General features: G+C 59.5%; 17 protein-coding genes. 8 read left to right on the top strand and 9 right to left on the bottom strand.

The features are described 5' to 3' along the window. The first annotated feature begins 8 nt into the window (after positions 1-8). From rpmJ to rplQ, 6 genes are all read left to right on the top strand, one after another. Positions 9-122 (top strand): 50S ribosomal protein L36, encoded by a 114-nt coding sequence (gene rpmJ, locus PJU76_RS10970; RefSeq protein ID WP_009568281.1) that lies wholly within the window; start codon positions 9-11, stop codon positions 120-122. A gap of 63 nt (positions 123-185) precedes the next feature. After that, positions 186-542, top strand: a complete 357-nt coding sequence (gene rpsM, locus PJU76_RS10965) for a 30S ribosomal protein S13 (protein WP_014030011.1) — start codon at positions 186-188, stop codon at positions 540-542. A 17-nt stretch (positions 543-559) separates the two neighbouring features. Further along, positions 560-955 (top strand): 30S ribosomal protein S11, encoded by a 396-nt coding sequence (gene rpsK, locus PJU76_RS10960; protein WP_064218422.1) that lies wholly within the window; start codon positions 560-562, stop codon positions 953-955. A gap of 21 nt (positions 956-976) precedes the next feature. After that, complete coding sequence (gene rpsD / locus PJU76_RS10955; RefSeq protein ID WP_271779573.1) at positions 977-1603, top strand: 30S ribosomal protein S4; 627 nt, start codon at positions 977-979, stop codon at positions 1601-1603. A 22-nt stretch (positions 1604-1625) separates the two neighbouring features. Further along, a complete protein-coding gene (locus tag PJU76_RS10950; protein WP_271779572.1) occupies positions 1626-2645 on the top strand; it encodes a DNA-directed RNA polymerase subunit alpha in 1020 nt (339 codons plus the stop codon). Positions 2646-2675: 30 nt separating this feature from the next. Next, positions 2676-3050 (top strand): 50S ribosomal protein L17, encoded by a 375-nt coding sequence (rplQ, locus tag PJU76_RS10945; protein WP_271779571.1) that lies wholly within the window; start codon positions 2676-2678, stop codon positions 3048-3050. A 113-nt stretch (positions 3051-3163) separates the two neighbouring features. Here rplQ and dut read toward each other — a convergent pair whose 3' ends face one another. The 4 genes from dut to PJU76_RS10925 all read right to left on the bottom strand — a co-directional run bounded on the left by dut (position 3164) and on the right by PJU76_RS10925 (position 10836). Next, positions 3164-3616, bottom strand: coding sequence for a dUTP diphosphatase (dut, locus tag PJU76_RS10940; protein WP_271779570.1), 453 nt, complete (start codon positions 3614-3616; stop codon positions 3164-3166). After that, a complete protein-coding gene (gene coaBC, locus PJU76_RS10935) occupies positions 3609-4865 on the bottom strand; it encodes a bifunctional phosphopantothenoylcysteine decarboxylase/phosphopantothenate--cysteine ligase CoaBC (protein ID WP_271779569.1) in 1257 nt (418 codons plus the stop codon). Before coaBC ends, dut begins: the two co-directional genes overlap by 8 nt. Positions 4866-4966: 101 nt before the next feature. Continuing rightward, positions 4967-9577 (bottom strand): glycosyltransferase, encoded by a 4611-nt coding sequence (locus PJU76_RS10930; protein ID WP_271779568.1) that lies wholly within the window; start codon positions 9575-9577, stop codon positions 4967-4969. Positions 9578-9735: 158 nt separating this feature from the next. Next, entirely contained in the window at positions 9736-10836 is a 1101-nt protein-coding gene (locus PJU76_RS10925) for a class I SAM-dependent methyltransferase (protein WP_271779567.1), read from the bottom strand. A 231-nt stretch (positions 10837-11067) separates the two neighbouring features. On the opposite strand from PJU76_RS10925, the gene PJU76_RS10920 reads away from it, so the two are divergent. Together PJU76_RS10920 and PJU76_RS10915 are read left to right on the top strand one after the other, a co-directional pair. Beyond that, positions 11068-12075: an NAD-dependent epimerase/dehydratase family protein gene (locus PJU76_RS10920; RefSeq protein ID WP_271779566.1), complete on the top strand. Its 1008-nt coding sequence runs from the start codon at positions 11068-11070 to the stop codon at positions 12073-12075. Next, positions 12072-13364 carry a capsule biosynthesis protein gene (locus tag PJU76_RS10915; RefSeq protein WP_271779565.1) on the top strand — a complete coding sequence of 431 codons (1293 nt, stop codon included), beginning with the start codon at positions 12072-12074 and terminating at the stop codon, positions 13362-13364. Before PJU76_RS10920 ends, PJU76_RS10915 begins: the two co-directional genes overlap by 4 nt. Here PJU76_RS10915 and PJU76_RS10910 read toward each other — a convergent pair. Genes PJU76_RS10910 through PJU76_RS10890 form a run of 5 tightly spaced genes read right to left on the bottom strand, consistent with a single transcriptional unit; the run spans position 13339 to position 24318 of the window. After that, positions 13339-14478, bottom strand: coding sequence for a GNAT family N-acetyltransferase (locus PJU76_RS10910; RefSeq protein WP_271779564.1), 1140 nt, complete (start codon positions 14476-14478; stop codon positions 13339-13341). The two genes, PJU76_RS10915 and PJU76_RS10910, sit on opposite strands and share 26 nt — an antisense overlap. 35 nt (positions 14479-14513) lie before the next feature. Continuing rightward, positions 14514-15842, bottom strand: coding sequence for an aminotransferase class I/II-fold pyridoxal phosphate-dependent enzyme (locus PJU76_RS10905; protein WP_271779563.1), 1329 nt, complete (start codon positions 15840-15842; stop codon positions 14514-14516). 1 nt (position 15843) lies between these two features. Continuing rightward, positions 15844-18924, bottom strand: coding sequence for an SDR family NAD(P)-dependent oxidoreductase (locus PJU76_RS10900; protein WP_271779562.1), 3081 nt, complete (start codon positions 18922-18924; stop codon positions 15844-15846). Next, a complete protein-coding gene (locus PJU76_RS10895) occupies positions 18857-23146 on the bottom strand; it encodes a type I polyketide synthase (protein ID WP_271779561.1) in 4290 nt (1429 codons plus the stop codon). The genes PJU76_RS10900 and PJU76_RS10895 overlap by 68 nt, the downstream gene beginning before the upstream one ends. Then, positions 23143-24318, bottom strand: a complete 1176-nt coding sequence (locus PJU76_RS10890; protein WP_271779560.1) for a glycosyltransferase family 4 protein — start codon at positions 24316-24318, stop codon at positions 23143-23145. The genes PJU76_RS10895 and PJU76_RS10890 overlap by 4 nt, the downstream gene beginning before the upstream one ends. Positions 24319-24323: the final 5 nt, after the last annotated feature.

The raw sequence follows: 24323 nt of genomic DNA, 5'->3' as shown, positions 1-24323 counted from the left end.
GGATAGACATGAAGGTTCGTGCGTCGGTTAAGAAGCTTTGTCGTAACTGCAAAATTGTTCGTCGTAATGGTGTGGTTCGCGTGATTTGTGTTGAACCTCGCCATAAGCAGCGCCAGGGTTAAGGCGGTAGGCGAAACTGTTTGGTCTGTGGGATCACCCCACTCAGTCTCTTGGAGGAATTGCGGATGGCCCGCATCGCTGGTGTAAATATTCCGAACAATAAACAAATAGAAATTGCCTTGACGTATATTTATGGCATTGGTAAGACGCGTGCTCAACATGTTTTGAGCGCTGCGGAAATCGCCTTTGATATGCGGGTCAAGGATATCAGCGAGCCTGAGCTGGAACGCATACGTTCAGAAGTTGCGAAGTTTCTGGTGGAGGGCGATTTACGCCGCGAAGTCACCATGAATATCAAGCGTCTGATGGATTTGGGTTGTTATCGTGGTATACGGCATCGCCGCGGTCTCCCCGTTCACGGCCAGCGGACAAAAACCAATGCGCGTACGCGCAAGGGTCCCGCTAAGTCCATTACGCGTTAAGCAGGAAGATTCTAGCAATGGCGAAAACACAAGCGAACAGTCGTGTGCGAAAGAAAGTCAAGAAAAACGTTCTTGATGGTGTTGCGCACATCTATGCATCCTTCAACAACACGATTATCACGATCAGTGATCGTCAGGGTAACGTTTTAACCTGGGCCAGTTCCGGCGGGTCGGGGTTCCGTGGTTCACGCAAAAGCACACCTTTCGCGGCACAGGTGGCGGCAGAAAACGCGGGTAAAAAAGCACAGGAATTTGGTGTGAAGAACCTGGATGTCGAGGTGCGGGGGCCGGGACCGGGTCGGGAGAGCACGGTGCGTGCACTTCATTCCATTGGTTTCCGTATCGCGAGCATTCGCGACGTGACGCCGATTCCCCATAACGGATGCCGTCCGCCTAAAAAGCGGCGTGTTTAATTTTTTAGGTGGAGATTATCTGTGGCTAAATATACGGGTCCGAGTTGTCGTTTGTGTCGGCGCGAAGGTGGAAAATTATTTCTCAAGGGCGAGAAATGCTTTTCTGATAAATGTCCAGTAAGTATACGAGCCTATGCCCCAGGGCAGCATGGTCAGCGACGCGGACGTGTCAGTGAGTACGGCGGCCAGTTACGTGAAAAGCAAAAAATTCGTCGTATCTATGGCGTACTGGAAGGACAGTTCCGTCGCTATTTCCAGCGTGCCAGTCAGACACGGGGTGTTACCGGCGAGTTATTGCTGCGTTTCCTGGAGCTGCGTCTCGACAACGTGGCTTATCGTTTAGGGTTTGGGGCCTCTCGTGCCGAAGCGCGGCAGGTGGTTCGGCACGGCCACATTCTGGTGAATGGACGGCGTGTGGATATCCCGTCTTACCAGCTTCGCGCTGGTGATGTCGTGAGCGTTGCCGAGAGTGCCCGGACTCATGTGCGTATTGTCTCTGCGGTAGAGGCTGCGGCTGGCCGTGGTTTCCCGGAATGGGTGAGTATGGACACTACCGAACTCAAGGCCACAATCAAAGCGGTACCGGTGCGAGAAGATATCGCTCCGGATTTGAATGAACAGGTCGTCGTGGAGTTGTACTCTAAGTAAGACCGGGGATTGAGGAACGCTTATGACTGAGGTAGGAGAGCTGTTACGTCCACAGGGCGTTGAGGTGGAGGAAGTTTCGGCACACCGTGCGCGTATTGCCCTCGGACCCCTGGAGCGTGGCTTCGGTCACACCTTGGGTAGTGGGTTGCGCCGGGTGTTGTTATCTTCTCTCAAAGGTGCGGCGGTTACAGAGGTTGAGATTGAAGGGGTATTGCACGAGTATTCCAGCATCGAAGGGGTGCAGGAAGACGTTGTGGATATTCTGCTCAACTTGAAGATGCTGGCGGTGCGTGCGCATGGGCGCGGAGATGCGGTGGTGACATTGCGTAAACGTGGTCCCGGGCAAATGACGGGTGCGGATATCGTGTCCGAACACGGCATTGAGGTGGCCAATCCTGATCAGGTGATTGCGACTTTAACCCGCGACGTGGAACTGGTGCTCCATTTGCGTATTGATGAGGGTCGGGGCTATGACGCGGCTGCCACGCGGCGTCAGAGTCATGAAAAGCGCATTGGCGTCATGGCACTGGACGCAAGTTTCAGTCCCGTATTGCGGGTAAGCTACCTGGTGGAAAGTGCCCGGGTGGAGCAGCGGACCGATCTGGATCGTCTGATACTCGATGTCGAGACGAATGGCGTGGTCGATCCGATTTGGGCCGTGCAAGAGGCTTCCCGTATTTTTCGCAGTCAGCTCGGTGTGTTGGCTGGTGCGGAAAGCAAGGATGTGCCCGAGGCGTCACTGGTGCAGGCCAACGAGAGCCTGACGCCCTTGCTAGTTCGACCGGTTGATGACTTGGAGCTTACGGTGCGGTCCGCGAACTGTTTGAAAGCCGAGGATATTTTTTATATTGGAGATTTGGTTCAGAAGTCGGAACAGGAGCTTTTGAAAGCCCCTAATCTTGGACGCAAGTCGCTGAACGAAATAAAGGAAGTCTTGGTGGCGCATGGCCTTGCATTGGGGATGCGGCTCGACAACTGGCCACCGGAAAATTTGCCCCCGGTGCCTGGGCGGTCCACTGATGCGGATTCTATCAGCGGTTAACGTTAGAAATTTTGTAGAGGGAATGGGGTTATGCGTCATCGCAAAAGTGGTAAGCAGTTAAATCGTAATAGCAGTCACCGGCAGGCGATGTTTGCCAATATGATGGTGTCTTTGTTTCATCATGAGCGAATCGTTACCACCTTGCCCAAGGCGAAAGAGTTGCGGCGTTTTGCGGAGCCGATGATCACTCTGGCCAAGGATGCGACAGTGGCAAAGCGGCGTTTGGCTTTTTCGCGCTTGCGTGACCGCCAGGCTGTGGTCAAGCTGTTTGATGATCTCGGTCCACACTATCTGGCGCGTCCTGGTGGTTATTTGCGTATTGTTAAATATGGCTTCCGGGCCGGTGATAATGCGCCGTTGGCCATTGTTGAGCTTGTGGATCGGCAAGCAGCTACTGCTGAATAGTCAGAGATTGCTCTGAAAAAACCGGCCTGATGTTCGAGGCCGGTTTTTTAATTGACTATTTTCAGGATACGCGGCGAAGCCGGGCTGTATAGAGGATACTGGCACGTTGGTGTCTACTGACGTCCGGTGCTGCCAAAGCCGGCGACGCCCCGTGTGGAAGTGGTAAAGCTGTCCACCACCGCAATGTCAGGGCGAATGATCGGTACCAGTACCATTTGCGCCACGCGCTCACCTGGTTCAATGACAATCTCTGCGGCACCTCGATTCCACAGGGAAATTTTCAGCGGCCCCTGATAGTCCGCATCAATGAGTCCGACCAGATTACTCAGTACCAGGCCGCGATGCCCGAGACCCGAGCGCGGTAGTAACAGCGCTGTAACCTGCGGATCGCCGATATGCATGGCAAATCCGGCGGAGACGAGCTCTACCTGCCCGGGAGCCAGGTGCAACGGGGCGTCCAGGCAGGCGCGCAGGTCCATGCCGGCGGCATCGGCGCTGGCATAATGGGGGAGGGGCCATTCCTGCCCGATGCGTGGATCAAGGATGCAAATTTGCAGACTATTCATGAAGGTCTTCGGACTCCGTAGCGGGAAGTGAGAAAATGCTGCTGAGGTGACGCACCAGATGGCGCGCGAGATCTATTTTGCTGCAGCGGGGGATGTGCAGGACCCGTTCGCCCTGCAGAATACTACAGGCATTGTCGGTGGCACCCATCCCCACATCGACAGACGTAATATCGTTGACTACGATGACGTCTGCTCCTTTGCGCGCTGCCTTGGCACTTGCTGCGGCGAGGTGGTCGCGGGTCTCGGCAGCAAAAGCGACAATCCAGCGTGGTCGCCGAGGGTCCTGATGGAGCGCGCTGATGATATCGGGATTCATGCTGAGAGGTAAAGGGTTGACGATATCCGCTTTGCTCAGCTTATGCGCGCTAAACTGGCTCGGCCTGTGGTCGGCGACGGCGGCGTTGGCGATGAAGATGTCCGTAGTTTTGTCCAGCCCCTGCTGGCAGGCCGCAAGCATGTCCTGTGCAGAGAGAACGTCCTGGCGGCTTACTCCCACCGGTGTTTGCTCATGGGTAGGGCCGGTAATCAGTAATACTTCCGCCCCGGCTTCCGCGTAGGCCTGAGCGAGGGCAAAACCTTGGCGGCCGCTGGCGCGATTGCTGAAACCTCGCGCTGGGTCGATGGCCTCCCAGGTCGGTCCGGCGGTAATGAGGACACGTTGTCCGCACAGAGTTTTCTTGGCCAGGGCGAGGCGTAGTTCATCCACCAGGCGCTCTGGCGCCAACAGTCGTCCGGTGCCTTCCTCACCACAGGCGAGACTACCGCTGTCCGGGCCTAAAAAGTGGGCACCATCCGCCCGCAACTGGGCGACGTTGCGCTGGGTCGCAGGGTGTGCCCACATGGCGCTGTTCATCGCGGGCGCAAGGAAAAGCGGCGCGCGATTGGCGAGAACGATGGTGCTGAGCAGGTCATCGGCCGAACCTTGGGCGAGGCGGGCCATTCCGTTGGCGGAGATGGGTGCGATTAAGAGGGCGTCGGCCCAGCGTGCCAGGCGAATATGGTCCATGGCCGCCTCTTCGGCGGCGGCAAAGAGGTCGCTACGCACGGGCTCCCCACTCATGGCCTGCAAAGTCAGCGGTGTCACAAACTGTGCAGCACCCCGCGTCATGACCACGCGCAACTCTACCCCGGCCTGGCGCAGGGCGCGCACGATCTCCGGGCTCTTGTAGGCGGCAATGCTGCCGCCTACACCCAGAAGAATTCGTTTGCCGGCGAGAGGCTCTGTCGTGTTGAATATGCTTCCGGTCATTTGTCGTAATCCTTCGACAATGTTTGTTCTCTATAGTAACAGAAAGCTCCGCTATGTGAGGCTTCCGATAAAAGTCGCGTTGATCACAATGTCAGCGATCCTTAAGATTCCTTTATGGCAATTTCATCAACGCGAATAGCGATACCCGTTGCCACATAAACCCGCACTTCAATATCTTCAGCATAGGCCTGCAATTCAAAGGCCACGCGACCCAATTCATCGACCGCATCGTCTGTTGTCGCATATATGGCTTGGCGTACCACCAGATGGTCGCCTTTGTTCCACGATACATCCATCCAGCAGTCGTTCAAATCCCCTGATTTCAGAGCCACGCCATGGACGGTGGCGACATAATCTCCTTTTGGAAGGCCTACATACGGGCCAAAAATAAGAATTCCCTCTTCGCCCGTGGCGTATATGCTCCGGCCCACCGGGTAACCCACTATGGATTCCATTCTGGGATGTGTCGCCCAGTATCGGTGAGCCAGGGCAATGGGGCTCTGCTGACGTTGGCGGGTTTGAACAGTTGCCTTTGGTGGGGCGGCGCTGCGAGGAGAATGGCCCTCCTTACGCAGTTCCACCATGCCGATGCGCAAATCGCTGAAATCACTCACCAAGACCCGCGCCTCCAACCCCCTGCAGAATTGCGTCAAGGTGAACCGAAGCGTCGCCAGCACACCCTCCCGTCCATCCTCCGGGGCTTCCAAGGGTCGCTCCACCAACACCGTGTTGCCGCCCTTCAGGCAAATGTCGGCCATGGCGTCGGCCAATCCGAATCTGCCCACGCTCCCGTATATGTTCATCACATAGCTACCCGCTTCGAGGTCGAGATAAGGGCCGTACATCAGGTACCCCCTTCGCCCCGTGCTCACCAGTTGCGTGCCCTCACGCCTGCCCGCAATGGTGAGCAGATGTCTATCCGAGCCCCAGTAGCGGACCACGCGCGTGTCGTCCTTTACCGGCTCCCAGCGATCCTGCCACTGATCCTCGAGAATCATGGCAAGCATGGTCTTGACGCTTTCCTCCCAACTCACCCAGCGCATGGCATCGAATACCGGCGATTGGTCCGGTTCGCGCGACTTTAGCCACTGGCGCACGGCGCATGCGATATCCGTGGGCGCCAGGCCCGAGAAATAGCGGGCATACGCCCCCGCCACCTCGCGGAACACCGGGATATCACGGGCGAGGATGGGCAATTCATGTCGCATGGCCTCGATCAGGGACAGACCATAGCCGTCATCCAACGCGGCGGCGATGAGGCAGGTAGCATCGGCGTAGAGTCGCTCCAGGACGCGCGCATCGGCATCCTCCACCCAAAACAGGTACCGCTCTCGCAAGGGATGGGTGCGCAAGCGGTGCACCAGTTCGTCCACGAGCCGTCCCTGCTCGCCGACGATGATCAGATTCACCTGCTCCCCTTGGTGCCACAGCAGTTCAAACGCCGCCAGCGTTTGCGCATGCGCTTTTCGCGGCTCCAGCGTGCCGACCATCAGAAAAGCGGGATGACGCAACATGGCGGCGTGTTGTATGCCTTGCAAGGTATGATGATGCAAAAAACTTTCCGCCGCCTCTTTCTCCACCCCGTCAACCCCCGGTCGCACCCAGCCGAGGTGCAGGGTGTGTCCCTCTCCGGGGCCGAACAGGCCCAGCCACAGCTTCAGGTTTGCCGCAACCGCGGCCGACACACACAACACGCCATCTCCCGCGGAGGCGAGCGTTTGCAGCCAGCGGCTGTATCCCTCCATGCCGGACCCGGTACATTCGGGTAACATCACGGGAAAGAGATCATGCACGGTAAAGGTCATCTTGACGCCACGGAGGCGCAGTGCGTTCAAGGCATGCTGATGATGGACTATCAACTCAGGCTGGGAATCCAGCCCCCAGAACACGTCGCCCGCCTGCGCAAAAACCGGCGCGTCGTCCAACGGCAAGTCGCCCAGTCCCAGAAAATGCGCGGTGAACCGCCGCGCATAGTAATAGCCTCGCTCGGCGGTGGCATATATCGGCTTCGCCCGAAAACCGGCAAAGGATGCGTTGAGCAATACCTGTAGCACACTGCGCGTTACACGATGTTTGCCCGTTTTGGCGTCACTCTGGTGCAACGCCGAAATATCCACCAGGATTTGCCGATAGGTCTGACGTTTCGGCGGGTAGAGGATCGCCATGCGCTCGGCAAGCATGGATAAATCCGCGAGGTTTTGCGGCGGGTCGAACTGGTATGTTTCGCGGATCAATCCTAGCGGGCCCTGTTCGGCTCGGGCGTAGAATTCCTCGATGGCCTGGACGTATTGCTCGGCGCAGGTGCTGGGCATGTGGTACGTGCGGATATGCGCCGCAGCGCGGTCGCCCAGCGTCTGACGCAACACGGGGTCGGCCTGAAAGCGCTCCAGTTGCGCGCGAAGGGCATCCGTGCTGAAGTCATCCGGCAACATGCACACCGCATCTTTGGGCAAATCCGCCATGCACCCATTGGCGTTGACGATGGTGGGCAAGCCGTAGTTCATGCAATCCAGCACGGCCGCCGAGGTTTCGCCGCGCGAGAGGGTGCGCAACTGCACGGCGAGATCCGCCGCGGCCAGATAACGTCCGTAGCTGGCTTCGTCCGCCCACCCGGTGATACTGATCCGTCCTGGGCTGGCATCGACCCATTGCTGGATGTTCTCGCCATACGCATCACCCGCCGACTTTCCCACAAAAACCAATTTGCAGCGCGGGTCGCGCGCAAGGCGGGACGTCAGCCATGCCTCGATCAGCCGGTGGTTGAGTTTTGTTTGCGCGACGATGCCGAAAGTACAGACCAGAAATACCTCGTCCCCCAGGCCGAGTTCGGTACGCGCCTTCGCTCGTTGTCTCACCACCGGGGGAGTACGCAGCAGTGGAATGCAGGCCCATGCATCGGCAAAACCGGGGGCGTACCATTCATCCGCCATGCGTCGCGAAAAATCCGAATGCACAATGACGCCCATGGCACGTTCCAGTACGGCCAGATTGCATGGCCATTTGAAAATGACGTCCGCGGCATCTCCTTGTATTTCGCAACGTTCACGAACAGCCACCCACCCGTGGGAGCGCAACAGCGCTTGCGTCCATGCGCCCGTTGCGTAACCCGTAGCCTCCATGTGCACAAAGGCGCCGCTCAAAAAGAAATCGTGCAGCACCACCACTCCCGGATGCCGCTCCAGCATACCGAACATGTGCCGATGGAAATGCGAGTTACCAAAGTGGTAGAGGATGCGGTCGTACGCGTGCGCGTGCTGCTCGAACCACGCCACCGAACGCTGGCGGGTATTTCCCAGTATCCAGGGGTCACTGACAGGCTCGGCCTGATCGACGATCACATCGATCACGTAATGCGCGGCCAACGCCGGCAGCAGTGCGGCGCTGTAATCGGCAATGCCGCTCTGCGCCGGCGGCAGGGGGGACACATAGGCCAAACTCGGCCGGTGTGATGGCGGCAAGTGGACCGGAGACTGGGCTGGCTCTGCCAACCGGCGGGCGTGAAAAGCCGTCATCGCCGCCAACGCGCGCGCCGCCGTGGCCTCCCAAGAGAACTTTGCCGCCTGCTTCAGGCCGTGTGTCCTGAGCGCGCTACGGAACACGGCGTCCGTCAATCCGCGTTCGATGCCACGGGCGATGGACCGGGCGTCAAAAGGGTCGAACAGCGCCTCGTTCCACCCCACCACCTCGGGTAGACTGCTGCGATCGCTGGCGATGGCGGGGGCACCGCAAGCCATGGCCTCAAGCACGGGCAGACCGAAGCCTTCGTGCCAGGAAGGGAACACAAACAAGGTACATAAGTTGTACAGCGCAAGGAGATCGCTATCGGATACAAAGCCGGTGAGCACCAACTCACCAACCCTCAAACCCTGCTGAGCAGCCCAGGCGAAAAGACGTGCGCGGTCCGGTTCCCGCATGGAGCAGACCACCGCCAGGTGGTGGCTTTGACGCAAGCGCTTCGGCAAGCTCGCAAAGGCGGTGATCAGTCTTTCGATATTCTTTCGGTGGTCGATGCCCCCGGTGTACATGACGAAGGGACGCAGCAAGCCGTATTTCGCGCGGAGGGCCCGTGCTTCCCCGAGCGGGTAGTGCAACGGCTTGAATGACGCATCCATGGCGCTGGAGATATTGATCACGCGCGCCGGATGCATCCCCAGATAATCAATGGTCTCCTGACGGCTGGCCGCCGAAATGGCCAGCAGGAGATCCGCTTGTTGCAGGTGCGCCAGACGGTTGTAATACCACATGGCAGCCGCGGGGTCCGCGAGATAAAGATCTTTGTGGATCAGCGGAATGAGATCGTAGAGCACCACCGCCGTGGGGATGGCTGCACCGCTTTGATGGACACTCACGATGACATCTTCGCCAATCCCTTCGAACAGGCTGGTGATCAGCACCATTTCCGGCCGCAGACGCCGCAAAAAGGCCTCATAATACGCTTCGCTGGCCATACGGCGCCAAAGATTGGCCGGGTCGGGGGCATGAGCGGGCGTGAGCGGAAGCCAGACATGGATGTCTTCTTGCGCCACCAAGCCAGCAAAGGCGCCACGAATCGGATCGATGGTGTCGGTAAAGGTACCGTTCAGGGTCAACGAAATACGGTGGAGGGGTTTCGCAAGGCGTGCCAGCGCAAGCGCCAAGGCCATGGAGTAGCGGCCGATACCCCGATGGCGGTTCGATGCCTGCGCCCCTTGAAGATCGATGACGATGTGCATGGCATTACCCCGCCTCTATATGTTAAAGAACGCACGTGGATTTTATTGCCGATAAACACACTGGAGTCAGATTAAACAACCCCGGATTATTTAGGGTAGACCATGAAAGTTATTTTTACCAGATTGGCCCCGACAGGGCCGGTAGGTAACTTAATAAATTAGCACTTTAAAATGTTAACGTTAGCCGATACGGCACCAGAATAGTTTTTTACAACCGCCTTTGTTTCTATCGCCGTAACATAACCAACGACGCAGAAATCCACGCAAAATTCTATCCATTTCTTTGTCTTTTGCAACTCATCAAAGCCGACAACTCTGTTCCCGTGAATCACAGCCCCAAAGGCTGACACCACCGCCAATACAATTTCGACACTCTCAGAAACGGATTCAGCCTCGTTTCTTAAATGAAAAATAGCCTGGTAATTCCCATCCGATAGAGGAATATATGGACCATTCAACACGCAACCCGAGTCTCCGGGACTTACCTGGACGAAGGAGGAACCCCACTCCCAACGTTTGACACCAAGATTGGACACAAATCTGGCACTAATAAAGCTATTATAGTTTCTAAAAAAAATATCACCAACCAGGCTTGCTGCTTTTTCCGCGTCCGCGGGCCGACATTTTTTGGCGTTTATCCACCAAATAAAGCTATCTTCAGCGTGTAATCTGGCCATATATCTGCGCTCATCACAATCAAGCTCGCCCGCCTTACATGAAAACAAGTCAAATGGCCTTTTGGTAACCGGATCACGTACCAGCCAAATACCTCTTGTCTCCATCACATCAAAACCCGCCACATCTAACAGCAAAACAATTTCATCTGCCGTAAGCTCAAGGGTATGCTCTGGTTGTGACCACTCAATATGTTGAGTGGACGATCTGTTTGGAGAATCTATTACAAACAATCCGCCCTCTTTTAACACCCGGTTTGATTCCAGCAGAAAGCCAAGCATATCCTTGGGTATCAAGTGCTCAATATTCTGCCCGGAAAACACAACATCAACGCTCGAACTTCCAACATCACACATATCACCAACAGAATTCGCGGTCCATTCCACGTTTGCTGGCAGATCAGCGGGTTTTTGGCTGTACAGCTCAATCCCGATATGCTTTCCACTGTGGCCCGTACAATCTTCAAACCAGTTAAAATACCATGTACCAGCGCAGCCGGCGGATAGTACCGTGCCAGAGAATTTTGGCAAGCTGCGCAGACATCTTGTTCTTTCATCATGTAGCATTATATTAAAATCAAACATTTCGAACTCCCAGGATTGTATTCATGGTTTCCCTTCATGGCCGCCGTCCGGCCGTTTTCGGATGTTCGTGGCCGCACCCTTATCCGAGTGTAGTACCATAATTCCGATACTGAATGAGAACGGTCTTGGCCTATCTAGTCAGGGGCCGAAAAACTGCTTGATCGCCCGATTCTACGTGGTCAGTATGCACAGTGAGGACATGTAAGAACTGACTGTTGGGGAACGACCTGTATGCCGAGTTCAGAAAGCCCATCCCTGGTCACGGGTGCGACTGGTTTCATTGGCGGCCATTTGGCCGAACGACTTCTTGCCATGGGGCAACCGCTGCGTGTCCTGGTGCGCGACCCATCCCGCTTGTCTCCCCTGCTCAGGAACGGTGCCGAGATCATCCAGGGAAATTTGGAGGACGTCGATTCGCTACTCCCGGCAGTACAGGGCGCGCGCCGGATATTTCACTGTGCGGCCAATGTCAGGACCTGGGATCTTCCCCAAAATTATCATGCCGTGAACGTGGCAGGTTTGGGCCATTTGCTGGGGGCCATAGAACAAACCGGGCAACGGCCGCACCGTTTTGTGCATCTCTCTTCAGTAGATGTTTACGGCTTCCCCAAGACTCCCTGCAATGAGGATTGTCCGACCAACGGTAGCGACTTCGCGTACGGTCAAAGCAAGCTCCAAGGCGAGTTACTTCTTCGTGAACAGGCTGCCCGCATGCACCTGCCTTATAGCGTCTTGCGGCCCACCAACGTGATGGGAGCACGTAGCCCCTTCATCCAGCGTATCGGCGATGAGCTGCGCCGGGGACTGATGTTGACCATCCATGGGGGCGTGGAGGACTGCGGATTTCTGGCCGTGGACAACTTGGTGGACGGTATGCTGTGGGCCGCCCAGGCCGAGGCGGCGCTAGGTCAGTGCTACAATGTGGCCGATCCGGAAGCCATCTCCTGGCGTCGTTTTTTGGATGATTTCCGGGCGGGTATCCAAGGCAAGGGAGTGATTCTGGACTTGCCCTACGGATTGGCGAATGCCGTGGCCGCGGTCATCGAGGCGCCCTACCGTTGGTTGGGGAGCACGCGCGAGCCCTTGTTGCATCGTATATTGGTGCGGATTTTTGGCCGCACCTGCGGACACCGGGCTGATCGCATCGCGGCCGTCGGCTGTCCAGTGGGACGGGTGTCCTACGCCCAGGCAATGCGGGAATCCATTGCCTGGTATCGGGAATCTGGAGCGGGTGCGTGAAGCCAAACCCCTTTTCACAAGCCATCGAGCCCACCGTTGGCGTTGGCAGCGGCCATCGCCACTTTGTCTTTTTGCAGGGCATGCCATCCCCATTCTTTGCGCGGATCGCCGATATCCTCCGCCAGCAGGGCTGTCGCGTCACCCGGATCAACCTTTGTCTTGGGGATCGCTTATTCTGGCGGAGTGCCGGGGCCGTCGACTATCGCGGCAGCTACTCCCGTTGGCCAGCTTTCATCGACGCGTTTTTTGCGCGAGAAGCGGTCACCCATATCGTGCTGCTGGGAGAGCAGCGGCGTTATCATCGGGAGGCCGTTCACCAGGCCAAATCGCGCGGTATAGAAGTGATTGTCACGGATTTTGGCTATTTGCGTCCGGATTGGATCACCCTGGAGCGGGACGGAATGAGCGGCAATTCGCGCTTTCCCCGAGAGCCCGAAGCGATCCGGCAATTGGCCGCGCGCGTGTCCGAACCCGATTGGTCCGTGCGCTTTGTCGATAGCGCATTTCGGATGGCGCGCGCCGATCTGCTCTACAACATGGCCAACCTGCTGTTTGGGTGGCTATTATACCCCGGTTATCGGCGCAGTGACATGCGACCTCCGACCCCCATCTATACCCTGGCCAGCGCGTGGCGTCTTTATGGCAATGCCCGCCTTCGCTCCCGTATGGACCACATCGTGCGCGGGATTCTGGCTTCGGGCGTAAGATACGTCGTCTTTCCGCTGCAGCTCGACTTCGATTTCCAGATTGTGGCCTATTCTCCTTATGCCACCATGGGTGACGCCATTGGCGAGGTGCTCGATTCCTTCGCGCGGGATGCGCCGCCCGGGACGCGGCTCGTGCTCAAGGAACATCCCTGGGATCCGGCCCTGAGCAATTGGGAACATTTCACCCAAGAGCGCGCCAAAAACCTGGGCATCAAGGATCGCGTATATTTTTTGCGCGGAGGCAACCTGGATGCCCTGATTCAGGCCAGCGCTGGCGTTGTTACCGTCAATAGTACCACGGGGATACGCGCCTTGCAGTTGGGGCGCCCGGTGAAGACCTTGGGGCAAGCCATCTACGACGTGCCTGGCTTATGTTCTACGCAAGACCTGCGAAGCTTCTGGAATCAGCCCAGTCCCCCCGATCCATTGCTCACTCGGGATTTTATCAAGGTGCTGGCCGCCTTGGTGCATATCCGCGGCGTATTTTTCCGGGAGCCAGGCCTGAGCCATGCGGTGCGCGAGGCGGCACGACGTTTGTTGGATGACAGCAATGCGCCTATGCCGCCACGTTGGTGGTCTTGAAGACCGGTCGTGGATTCGGTTGCGGCACGTGGTTGAGCAAGGCATACCCCAAACCGACGAAGGGATTGATCCATCCACTGGCAGCGCGCAGGGCCATGAAAATGGGGGTGACCTCCGCACCGAGATCTTGTTTGATGGGATAGGTGGTCAGACCCATTTCCAGACGCTTTACCCCCAAGGCGATGGCCGTAACCACAACCTGGTGCGCGATGTAGATATAGAGACCGTCGTTTTCTGCCTCCGCGCGGCCCACATAGAGCCAGCGCAACATGTCGCCATCGACGAGCAGCAGGGCATGCCCCACCAAGGCTTCGCTCCGATAAAAGAGTATTATCTTGGCCCGTTCCTCCAGAGTGCGGGCGAGTTCGCCATAAAAAGTCGGTGTCAGGGTTTCCCGCTGAAACTCCTTCGCATGCTGGTGCACCACCATCCACTGGTGATGCAGAATTTCGGCCATGTTCTCGAAGTCATCGACGAGGCGGTGGTGCACGTCTGCCCGCTGGTTGCGGTTAAGGTATTTTTTGAGTTTGCTCCGATAATAGCTGCGCATCGCGTTCCAGTACTGTTCCGGCGTGGACCAACGGATCTCCATGTATGTGTTGGGTAAACTGGGCGTCCAATGGTAACCTCGTCGGCGAAAAATGGATCGCAGGTTTTGGGCATTGGGTTCGAAATCCCGTACGACGATGAGAAAATGCCCCTCGGCGCGCGCGGTGCGGCGCAATACCGCATCCATCGCCTCGATAACCTGTTTATCGCTGAGCGCTTCGCTGCGTGCAAAAGGGGGGCTGTTGATGGTCACAGGCGAGCCCCACTCCAACATCCGCAGCTTGAGAAAATTCGGAAACCATCGCCGGATACGAGTCAGGAAGACGCGCAATCCGGGCGGGGCAAAAATGGCGATATCGGTGGTAACGGAGTAAAAGCTGGTGATGGCCTGCGGCTCTCCCTGTTCATCCAACAACATGGCATGGCGGTACGCAAAATCATTCAGCCCCGACCGCTCGATCACTTGCCAAAACTCCCAGGACAGTGTTTCCGAATGGCCCCTGGCAAGCCGATTCCAGCTTTCCCGGGGGACTTTCGTGATGGAATCATAGAGCTCGATTCGCATATTTTCTCCGCAGCTGTTTCTTTTGTGACGTGGATCTAGAGGCACGCGCGGAGTGCATCCAGGGTAATGTCGATATCGGCCTGGCTATGGGTGGAGCTCAGGAAAAAGCGCAGGCGGGCTTGTTTTTCGGGGACCGCCGGATAAATGATGGGCTGCACATGGACGCCCCGCCGCAAAAGTTCGCTGGATAGGCGCACCGCATGCAAGGAGCTTCCAAAAATGACGGGTATGATGGCGATCCCTGCGCTACTGCGGGTATCCAACCCAAGGGCCCGGATGCGATCGAAGAAATATGCCCCCCGTGCCTGCAAGGTGGTTACCCGCTCCGGTTCCGCTTTCAGGATGTCCAGTGCCGCCTGGGCCGCGGCCGCCACGGGTGGTGACATCCCCACACTGTACAGAAATCCCGGAGCAAGATAGCGGAGGTTTTCGATCAGGGCTTTTTCTCCGGCCACGTAGCCGCCACAAGCGGCGAGCGACTTGCTCAAAGTGCCCATCCAGATGTCTGCTTCCCGAGGGTCGATGCCAAAGTGTTCGGCTATTCCCAGACCGCGCTGCCCAACAACGCCCAGCGCGTGCGCCTCATCGATCAGGAGCCACGCGCCGTAGCGTTTTTTCAGGTGAATCAAGGAGGGTAAGTCGGGGTAGTCGCCGTCCATGCTATAGATCCCTTCTACCGCAATGAGCAGGCGTTCGGCGCGATGACGGTGCTTCTGTAGCAATTGTTCGAGGTCAGCCATGTCGTTGTGACGAAAGGAGAAGCGCTGCGCGCGCGCGATCTGTATGCCCATCAGGATGCTGTTATGGGCGTATTCGTCATGCAGCACTATATCTTTCGGACCCAGAAGATGCCCGATGAGACTGATGTTGGTCCCATGACCGCTGACCATGACCAGGGCGTCATCGACGCCGTAGAGTTCCGCAATGCTCTGCTCAAGGTCGCGGTGCAGGGGTCGCTCTCCCGCGACGATGCGACTGGCGGAAACCGAAGTGCCATAACGGTCAATGGCGGCCTTGGCGGCGGCATTGACCCTCGGGTGTCCGGAAAGCCCAAGATAGTTGTAGCTGCCATAGTTGATCACCGGATGCCCGGCAATCTCGCTGTGGGCTGCCGCCGTAGCCGCATGCACATGAAAGAACGGGTTCTCCACACCAAAACGCCGGGCGCCTTCCTGCATCATGCGCACCTGGCGAAAACCTGGCTGTTGATCAAAGCGGGTGAAGGCCTCGGGTACGGCGGCATCTTCCTGGCGCGACCGCGTCGCCGGCGCCGCATCCATCTGCTTCAGACGCATCTCCAACCCCTTCTGAATGAGTTGTTCCTTGACTTGCGCGGCGAGGCTGCGGCGATGGGGTTTGTTCATCTCAATGGCTCCCCGTGCCGGTGCGCAGCGCAGCATTCATCTCTTGTTGGACGACGCCATGCGCCGCAGCCAGTCGCTGGAATTCGGCATCCGGGGGTTGTTCCGCCAGCGCGGCATCCGCATCTTTTTTCCGCAAGGTCTGCAGCAGCCGCTGGGCCAATTTGCCGGGCGTCGGTCCTTCGCTGAGCAGAAAGGCGGGTAATTTGATCCCCAAGCGTTCTTCCAGCGCCAGAGCCAGCTCGACCCCCATCAGCGAATCGAGCCCGAGTTGACCGAGATTTTGGTCCGGCGGAATTTTTTCGACGGCCAATCGCAAGATCTGTCCGACTTCGCGGCGCACCAGCTCCGTCAGCAACGCCTGCGCTTCGCCCAGCGGCAGCGTCCGCAGTGTGGTGCAGAGATCCGCGTCGGTCGCGGCGGCGTCCTCCTCTACCCCACGCGACAATTCCGTAAAGCGCGGCGCCTGGGCCCCCGGCAAAAAGCGGCGTACCACGCCCCAGTCCAGATCGGCCACCACCAAGGCGTTGGTATTCGTCAGCAGCATCGACTCCAGGATATCGAGGGCCGTTGCCGCCCGCAGCGCCGCGCCGCCGAGTCGCTGCTGCAACACATCGCGCCGCTGCGGGTTACGGGCCAGGTAACCGATATCCCCAATCGCCCCCCACAGCACCGCGGTGGTCGGCAGGCCCTGGGCCCGGCGTTGCGTGGCCAGGGCTTCCATCCAGGTATTCGCCGCCACGTAATGGGCCTGCCCAGGGTTGCCGAGCAGGGTGGTCACCGACGAGTACAGCACGAAGAAATCCAGCGGAGCGCCCTGACTATTCTGGTGAAGATGCCATGCACCGGCGATTTTTGGGTGCAGCACGGCGTCTATCTGGGTCGCCGTCAGGTTTTGGGCGAGGGCGTCGTCAATGACGGCTGCCGCATGGATGATGCCCCGTAAGGGTCCGATCTCCGCCGCGATCCGCGTAAACAGCGCCTGTACCTGCGCACCGTCGCCGACATCGCAGGGCAGGCAGTGCAGATCGATGCCCGCCGCCGTCATCGCCGTCAACGCTTCTTGGCCGGCCGCATCGGGGCGTGCGGAGCGGCTGACCAGTACCAGCCGTCGCGCGCCCCGTGTCACCAGCCATCGCGCCGTCTCCAGCCCGAAACCGGAGAGCCCGCCAGTGACCAGATAAACACCATCGGCAGACAGACGAAGACCCGGCCCGCCATGGCGCGCGGGCCGCGCGGCAGGGGCGAAGGGCGCTTCCATATCCACCACGATCTTGCCAATCTGCCGCGCCTGCTGCATATGTCGGAACGCCTCCACCACCCTTGCCGCAGGAAAACGGACCATCGGCAGCGTAAAGAAGTTGCCTTGTGTAAAGTGTTCCATGATCTCCGTGAACAGCCGCCGCGTCAGCGCCGGTCGCCCCAGCAGCAATTGATCGGCATCGATCCCGAAATAACTCAGATTATTGCGGAAGGGACGCAAGCCCATGGCGGTATTTTCGTAAAAATCGCGCTTACCCAGTTCGAGAAAGCGTCCAAAAGGCCGCAACACCTGTAGATTACGGCGTATCGCCTCGCCGGAGAGATTGTTGAGGAGCACATCGACACCGGCGCCGCCCGTATCGCGCAGAATCGCCTCGGCAAAGTCGAGGGAGCGGGAATCATAGACCCGATTCACCCCCAACAGGCGTAGAAAATCCCGCTTTTCCGGCGAACCCGCCGTCGCAAAGACCTCGGCGCCGAGTTGCTGCGCGATCTGAATCGCCGCGATACCCACACCGCCGGCGCCGCCATGGATCAATACGCGTTCACCGGCTTCCAGCCGCGCCAGTTCGCTTAATGCATACCAGGCGGTGAAGAACACCGTCGGAATCGTCGCCGCCGCCGCCATGTCCATACCCGGCGGCAGAGCGGCAATGGCCATTGCCGATGTCTGCACATGGGTACTGAAACTGGCGGGGGCAAAGCCGAGCACCGCATCCCCCGGTGTCCAGCGGGTCACCTGCCGTCCCACCGCGACAATCCGCCCGGCGAACTCGAGCCCCAGACCGGGGCCGGAGAAACCGTTTTCGAGGGCTTCATCGGAAAGCATGCCCAAGGCATACATCACATCGCGAAAATTGAGCCCCGTCGCTGCCACGACCACCTCTACGGCATCGTCAGCAAGGGCCGGACACGGATGATCAGCCCATTGCAGATTGCGGAGCTGGCCAGGCAGCGAAAAACCCAATTGTCGGCGGGAAGATGCCTGCATCGGGTCTGCCACCGCTGGCGAGCTCAGTTCTTGTACCCGTGGGGCATAGCGCCGGCCTTCGGCATCAAAAACCAGTTCGGTCTCCGCATCGGGATCGAGCAGCGCAGCGACGACGGCCGTCACCGTCGCCGCTGTGGGCGATGTCGTCCCCCAGTCGATCAGGCGCAGCGCCCATTCCGGCCACTCGTTCTGCAGGCTGCGGGCAAAGCCGCAGAGCCCCGCCGCATCCAGCGCCGATAAATCGGCCGGTTGTTCATCCGCCAACGGGCAGGTTGCCCGGACACCGCCCGCCGTCAGCACAAAGACGGGCGCCACATCCGTCTGACTCACGCCCCATAAGCCCAAAGCACGGAGCATCTGACAGGATCGTGACAACGCCGCCGGCGAGAAAGGGGTTGTCAGTGCAGGCTGCTCCAGATAGACCACCCCCGCCCAATGCTTATCCCCCGCATTTTCGGCCAGGGCCGACGTCAGTAAGGTATCAGAGTCGGCGGCAATGAAATGGCACTCAGCGCCAACCGCCGTCAGCGCCGTCCGCAGCATCACCACCCCCGGTACGTGCTCCGCTCCCGGCGTACCCACCAGTAACCAGCGTCCGGTCGTGGAACGGCCTTCCGGCAGCTCCACCGATGCTGCTTTACGCAGTAACAAGGCGTACGCACCCGTGCCAGCCGCTTCCGCACCCAAGACCATGCACTCGGCGAAACCACGGCCTTCCAGCCACTGCCGGCACTCCACCATACCCATCAGGGACGGATCGTGTTCATCTATCGTTTGCCACCAGAGTTCCGGATGCACCCCTTGTACCAGCAAGACGCCCGCCGCGGCCACAGAGCGCGGCGCAGTCCAGCATTTGCAACTGCACATCTCTATCGGCCACATCCAGGCGCAACCACGCCAGATGCACCACAGGCCGGTTTTCGTCCCGCAGATGGATGGTCGTCCATGGTGCCGTCAGTGATGTCTCGGCGTCATTCAACCCTGCCTGATAGAGTGCGCAGCGGACATCATCCCCCACGTCCGCCGCGAGTGTCGGCAACCACTCCACCGCCGAATGACTGATCTCCAGTATCCCCAGGCGCTGGCCCGCAGATAATTCCATCCGCAACATGGCGACCAGCGCGCTCAGTCCGGCCATCATCGGTGGGGTCATGGTCTGGAGGATGGCCGGATGAGCGGCCATCGCGATCTGCGGAGATGTACCCGACTCTCCGCCGCCGGATTGATGCAAACCCCAGCGCCCGACCTGCAGAGTGATCGGGAAAAACTCCGGATAATCCTGCAGAAGGGTTTGCCAGATATCCGCTGCCGCGATCTGCTCGCCACTCACTGTCGTAGATTCCGCCCCATAGGCCCGCAGCAGTCCCTCCACCAATGGTGAAAATTCCTCGATATAACGCGCGGCGGCGGTACTATTCGCTAGCGCATCGGCTAATAGCCTGTGTATGGTGGCCAGATCGAGCGAAATCCGCGCGTCGGCACCATGCGCCAATGGTGCCGGCGTCAGCCTGCTGTGCAGATAGCGCAGGTGCTCGACGTCGCTGCGCAGCAAACGCAGCCGGCGCAGGCGCACGCCCTCGCATCGGACCACCACCCGGCCTTGTCCATCGGTCAGGCTCAGATCCGCCAACAAGGATTGCGGCGAGCGGCGCAACAGCCGCACGGACGCCCAAAGCACGCCCTCTGCCACCGTCAGCAAGCTCAGTCGCTCGACGCGCACCGGTACATAACCCCAGCCAGCCTCTGCAGTACCACCCCCGGCAGCCAGCAGATCCACAAAAAGCTGCAATGCCCCATCGAGCAGTGCGGGGTGCAACAAATAACCCATGGCATCCGCTGGCGCCGGCAGCGCCAATCGCGCCAGCACGCCACCTTCTTGCAGCCATCCCGCCTGTACCGACTGAAACGCCGGACCATAGTGGAGACCAGTCATATCCGCCAAACGATAGTGCTGATCCGCATCAAAATCCGGGAGCCGGGAGGGTGGCGTCGAGAGTTCCTGGAGCGTATCCGATCCTGCGTCCGCACTACCCCGGCGAATTCGCCCTTTGCCGTGGAGTGTCCAGCCCTCCTGCAACAATGGGCGCGCCTGAATTGTCACCACACCGCCCTCGTCCACGCTGACGCGCAGCACCTTGCTATCATCGTCATCGATGAGCAGCGGCGTTACGATTTCCAGGTCCTCGATGACGAGATGCGCGGAGTTCGCAAAGCGTTCACGCGCTGCCGCCAGCAGCAATTCCACGTAACCCGCTCCGGGAAAGATTATCCCGTCTCCCACCCGATGATCGGCCAGAAAAGGCAGCCGTTTCGTATCGATCTGCTGCTCCCATTCCCCGGCATGGCCAGCAACCGGATGCCCCAGCAACGGATGCACCGGATAAGCAGCGAGCGTTCGCGTCGACTCGCTGGTGACCGCATGCCAGTGATGTTCCCGCTCCCACGGATAACGGGGCAAATCGACCACCGGGGCCGGTACCGGGTAATAGCGTTGCCAATCCGTCGGTACCCCGGCCACCCAGAGCGCGGCCGCCGCCTGCGTCAACACCTGGGCATTTTCCTCGTCACGGCGCAGCGTGGTGACGATCCGTCCATCCTGCTCTGCCGCATTCAGTGCGTCCTGCACGTAACCGCGCAGCACCGGATGCCCACCCAGTTCGATAAAGATATTCCATGACTGCAGCAACTCATCCATCGCCTGCTGAAAACGCACCGGCTCGCGGATATTCCGCCACCAGTACGTCGCGTCCAGCGTCTCTTCGGCGAGCACCGCGCCGGTTACCGTCGACAGTAGCGGGATGCGCATCGCCGTCGGGTGCAGATCCGCCAGGCTGTCCAGCAGCGCCGCGCGGAAGCTGTCCATCTGCGGACTATGAAAGGGATAATCCACATCCAGGCGCTTATGGCCCACGCCCAGATTGCGCAATCGTCGCTCCAGTGCCGTCAATGTGTCCTGGGCGCCGACCACCGTCGACCCGCGCGGGCTGTTCCATGCGGCAATGGATAGCCTGTCCTCCAGGGTCCAATCCTGCAACCAACCCAGGACCGTATCCGCATCCGCCGCCACTGCCGTCATCTGCCCCAGTCCCCGCGACAGGCCCTGCAAACGACTACGCTCGTAGACCACCCGCACGGCATCGGCGAGACTCAGACCGTCACAGGCCCATGCCGCCGCCACCTCACCAACGCTGTGCCCGGCCACCGCCACCGGTTCGATTCCCAACGCGCGCAGGCACTCCGTGACCCCCACCTGGAGCGCAAAGAGCGCCGGCTGGGCGAATTCCGTCAGTACATAACGTCCCTCACCGAGCAGGCCCGCCAACTCATCCCGCAAGGCATAGCCCGCCAGCGGCAGGAAGATCGCGTCTATCGCCGCCAGCGTTTGCGTAAACACCGGCTCATTCAGCAGGGCCCGACCCATGCCCGCCCATTGACTGCCATTTCCGGAATAGAGGAATACCGGGCCGCGCGGCTCCTCCAGCCCTTTCCCCAATGCGGCCGGTGATGCATCCTCACCAGCGGCAAAAGCGCGTACATCCGTCGCCAGATCGGATTCGCCGCCGCCCCAGAACAGGGCGCGCTGACCCAAGCGCTCGCTACGGAAATTCGCCTGATAGCGGCAGGCGTAATCCTGCTCCGCCACTCCGGTCAGCACATCGGCGAAATTCGCCGCCACCTGTCGCAAAGCGGTCGGCGTCGCCGCCGACAGCAGCAGCGGCCAACGCTGCGCACGGCGCACCTTTCCGGGTGAACGCAGCCGCCGTCGGGGTTCCGCCGCCCGCTCCAATATCACATGGGCATTGGCACCGCCGAAACCGAAGGCGTTCACCCCGACCGTCAGCGGCCCTGTGGGACGCAGCGCGCGCGCCGCAGTCACCACCTCCAGACCGAAATCCGCCAGCGGCAGGCGCGGATTCAGTCGTGTCACGCCGATCGTCGCCGGTACGGTCCGCTGTTGCAGGCAGTGGATGGCCTTCAACAATCCGGGCACCCCCGATGCCGTCTCCATATGCCCCAGATTGCTCTTTACCGAGCCCAGCGGCAGTGGGTTGTGGGCGCGCCGCCGGGCGCCCAGAGCGCGGCCAATGGCTTCCACTTCCAGGGGGTCGCCAACCGCCGTGCCGGTACCATGCGCTTCGATATAATCGATGGCGTCAGGATCGATGCCCGCCGCCGAATAAGCCGCAGTCAGCAAGGCCGCTTGCGCCGCCACCCGTGGTATGGTCAGCCCCGCCTTGTGCCCATCCGTATTGATGGCGGTATGGGCCACCACCGCCAGGATGCGATCCCCGTCGCGCAGCGCCGCCGCATGCTTTTTGAGCACGAAGACCCCACCGCCTTCCGCGCGCACATAGCCATCCGCCGCCGCGTCAAAAGGGCGCGAGCGGCCCTCGGCAGAAAGCATGGACGCCTTGGAAAAAATCAGAAAACCAAAAGGATGCAGGTGCAGGTTGATGGCCCCGGTCAGCGCCAGATCGCTTTCACCGTGCAACAACGACTGGCAAGCCTGATGAAAAGCGACCAGTGCCGAAGAGCAGGCCGTATCCACCACCATGCTCGGCCCTTGCAGATCATAAAAATAGGACAGGCGATTCGCCGCAATGCTCGCCGTCGAACCCGTCGCCGAGTTCGCGCCGATGGCCGCCAAATCATCGGTCAGGCGGTAGCCATAATCAGTACTGGCGAGGCCGATGAAGACGCCGCAACGACTCCCGCGCAAACGGAGAACCGGGATACCGGCATGGGCGAAAGCCTCCCAGCTCATCTCCAGCAGCAGACGTTGCTGTGGGTCCATGGCCGCCGCCTCGCGCGGGGAAATGCGAAAAAAACCCGCATCAAAGCCCCCCACATCCCCCAGCGAACCCGCCGCGAAGGTCACCGAGCTCCCTGGATGGGCGCGTGACGGATGCTCAAAACCATACTGCGCCCAGCGGTCCTCCGCCACCCGCGTCAGCAGGTTTCGGCCCGCCAGCAAGTCCTCCCAGAAGGTGGCATCCGATGTTTGCGGCAAGCGCGACGCATAGCCAATGATCGCGATTTTTTCATTTTTCATAAGCGGCTCACAAAGGTTTCGAATTCGGAAAAGTGATCAGACCAGCTTGGTGCCGAAAATCCGCGCAGACGCTGCAATTGCGCCTCCCGTCGAACACTAGCGGGTTGCGCATAATCGCGAATCGCCTCCAACCACGCGTCCCCGTCGCCCAGATCGAGGTAATCCGGCACCAAACCCGCCACCTCGCGAAACACCGGCAGCGGGCTCGTCAGCACCGGCGCACCCAAATCCATCGCCTCCAGCAGCGGTAATCCATAGCCCTCCGCATGCGAAGGAAAGAGCATGGCGCGGGCATGGCGCAAGTAATGCCCGAGCCGGGCATCGTCACAATCCGTCATTAAGTGTACATGCTGTTTCATGCGCTCGTCGGTCTTCAACTGATGGACCACCGGACCACACATCCAGCCGATTTGCCCGATGACCAGCAGGTGAGGAATCTCCGCAGCGTGCCATTCATCCAGCATGCGCTGCCAGAGCTGCAGCACGAACGCATGATTTTTGCGGGGCTCCAGCGTTCCCACCATCACGAAATAAGGCTCTGTTACCGCGCCAGGCTCATCCTCGCAGACGGTCCAGTGCTTTTTGGCGCCCAGCGGGATTACCGCCACCGGCGGCACCGCTACCCCGGTCTGCCGGGCATGGTCGCCGAGCATCTCCGCCGTATGCCGGGAGTTGCTGACGATCCCCTCTGCCTGCCCCAGAATCAAGCCCATTCGCCGGACATGACGTTTTGCCGCACCCGCCTGACAAAACTGTGGATGGGTAATGGGAATCAGGTCATGGACCATCACCAGCAAGCGCATGTTTTTACGGCGTAGCCAGCCAAGATAACTCCGCTGGTCCAGCCCGCTGTGCCCCATATTGAGCACCCAGCTCCCGGCAGGCACCGCGCGCGGCGGCCATTTGAACGCGGCCCGCAAGATGTTCCCCAGGCTGGCGGGACGCTCACCATCTTCCCATCTCACCAGGCGGTCGAAAAGCGCCATGGAGGCCGACGGTGACCAACCTACCGCGATGCCGCCCCAGATCATCATGGCCTGCGCCCGATGGTGAAAATGCCGCACATAGGCGAGACACACGCGATCCACCCCAGTCGGCATTCGCCCTCGCGCCAGGCGGTACAGCAGACGAGTCACATCCAGAAAAATCGGTGCATCACCAAATCCACTCATGTGAG

This window comes from Acidithiobacillus ferriphilus (assembly GCF_028215975.1).
Lineage (GTDB): Bacteria > Pseudomonadota > Gammaproteobacteria > Acidithiobacillales > Acidithiobacillaceae > Acidithiobacillus > Acidithiobacillus ferriphilus.
Note: the sequence above shows the minus strand (reverse complement) of the source record. Positions and strands in the feature narration are given on the sequence as shown.

What these genes read in the sequence shown, in the direction of transcription:
- PJU76_RS10925 (WP_271779567.1), bottom strand. Translation starts at nt 10,836, where the DNA reads ATGTTTGATTTTAATATAATGCTACATGATGAAAGAACAAGATGTCTG.
- PJU76_RS10920 (WP_271779566.1), top strand. Translation starts at nt 11,068, where the DNA reads ATGCCGAGTTCAGAAAGCCCATCCCTGGTCACGGGTGCGACTGGTTTC.
- rpmJ (WP_009568281.1), top strand. Translation starts at nt 9, where the DNA reads ATGAAGGTTCGTGCGTCGGTTAAGAAGCTTTGTCGTAACTGCAAAATT.
- PJU76_RS10895 (WP_271779561.1), bottom strand. Translation starts at nt 23,146, where the DNA reads ATGAAAAATGAAAAAATCGCGATCATTGGCTATGCGTCGCGCTTGCCG.
- PJU76_RS10930 (WP_271779568.1), bottom strand. Translation starts at nt 9,577, where the DNA reads ATGCACATCGTCATCGATCTTCAAGGGGCGCAGGCATCGAACCGCCAT.
- dut (WP_271779570.1), bottom strand. Translation starts at nt 3,616, where the DNA reads ATGAATAGTCTGCAAATTTGCATCCTTGATCCACGCATCGGGCAGGAA.
- rpsM (WP_014030011.1), top strand. Translation starts at nt 186, where the DNA reads ATGGCCCGCATCGCTGGTGTAAATATTCCGAACAATAAACAAATAGAA.
- PJU76_RS10890 (WP_271779560.1), bottom strand. Translation starts at nt 24,318, where the DNA reads ATGAGTGGATTTGGTGATGCACCGATTTTTCTGGATGTGACTCGTCTG.
- coaBC (WP_271779569.1), bottom strand. Translation starts at nt 4,865, where the DNA reads ATGACCGGAAGCATATTCAACACGACAGAGCCTCTCGCCGGCAAACGA.
- PJU76_RS10910 (WP_271779564.1), bottom strand. Translation starts at nt 14,478, where the DNA reads ATGCGAATCGAGCTCTATGATTCCATCACGAAAGTCCCCCGGGAAAGC.
- PJU76_RS10950 (WP_271779572.1), top strand. Translation starts at nt 1,626, where the DNA reads ATGACTGAGGTAGGAGAGCTGTTACGTCCACAGGGCGTTGAGGTGGAG.
- rpsK (WP_064218422.1), top strand. Translation starts at nt 560, where the DNA reads ATGGCGAAAACACAAGCGAACAGTCGTGTGCGAAAGAAAGTCAAGAAA.
- PJU76_RS10905 (WP_271779563.1), bottom strand. Translation starts at nt 15,842, where the DNA reads ATGAACAAACCCCATCGCCGCAGCCTCGCCGCGCAAGTCAAGGAACAA.
- rplQ (WP_271779571.1), top strand. Translation starts at nt 2,676, where the DNA reads ATGCGTCATCGCAAAAGTGGTAAGCAGTTAAATCGTAATAGCAGTCAC.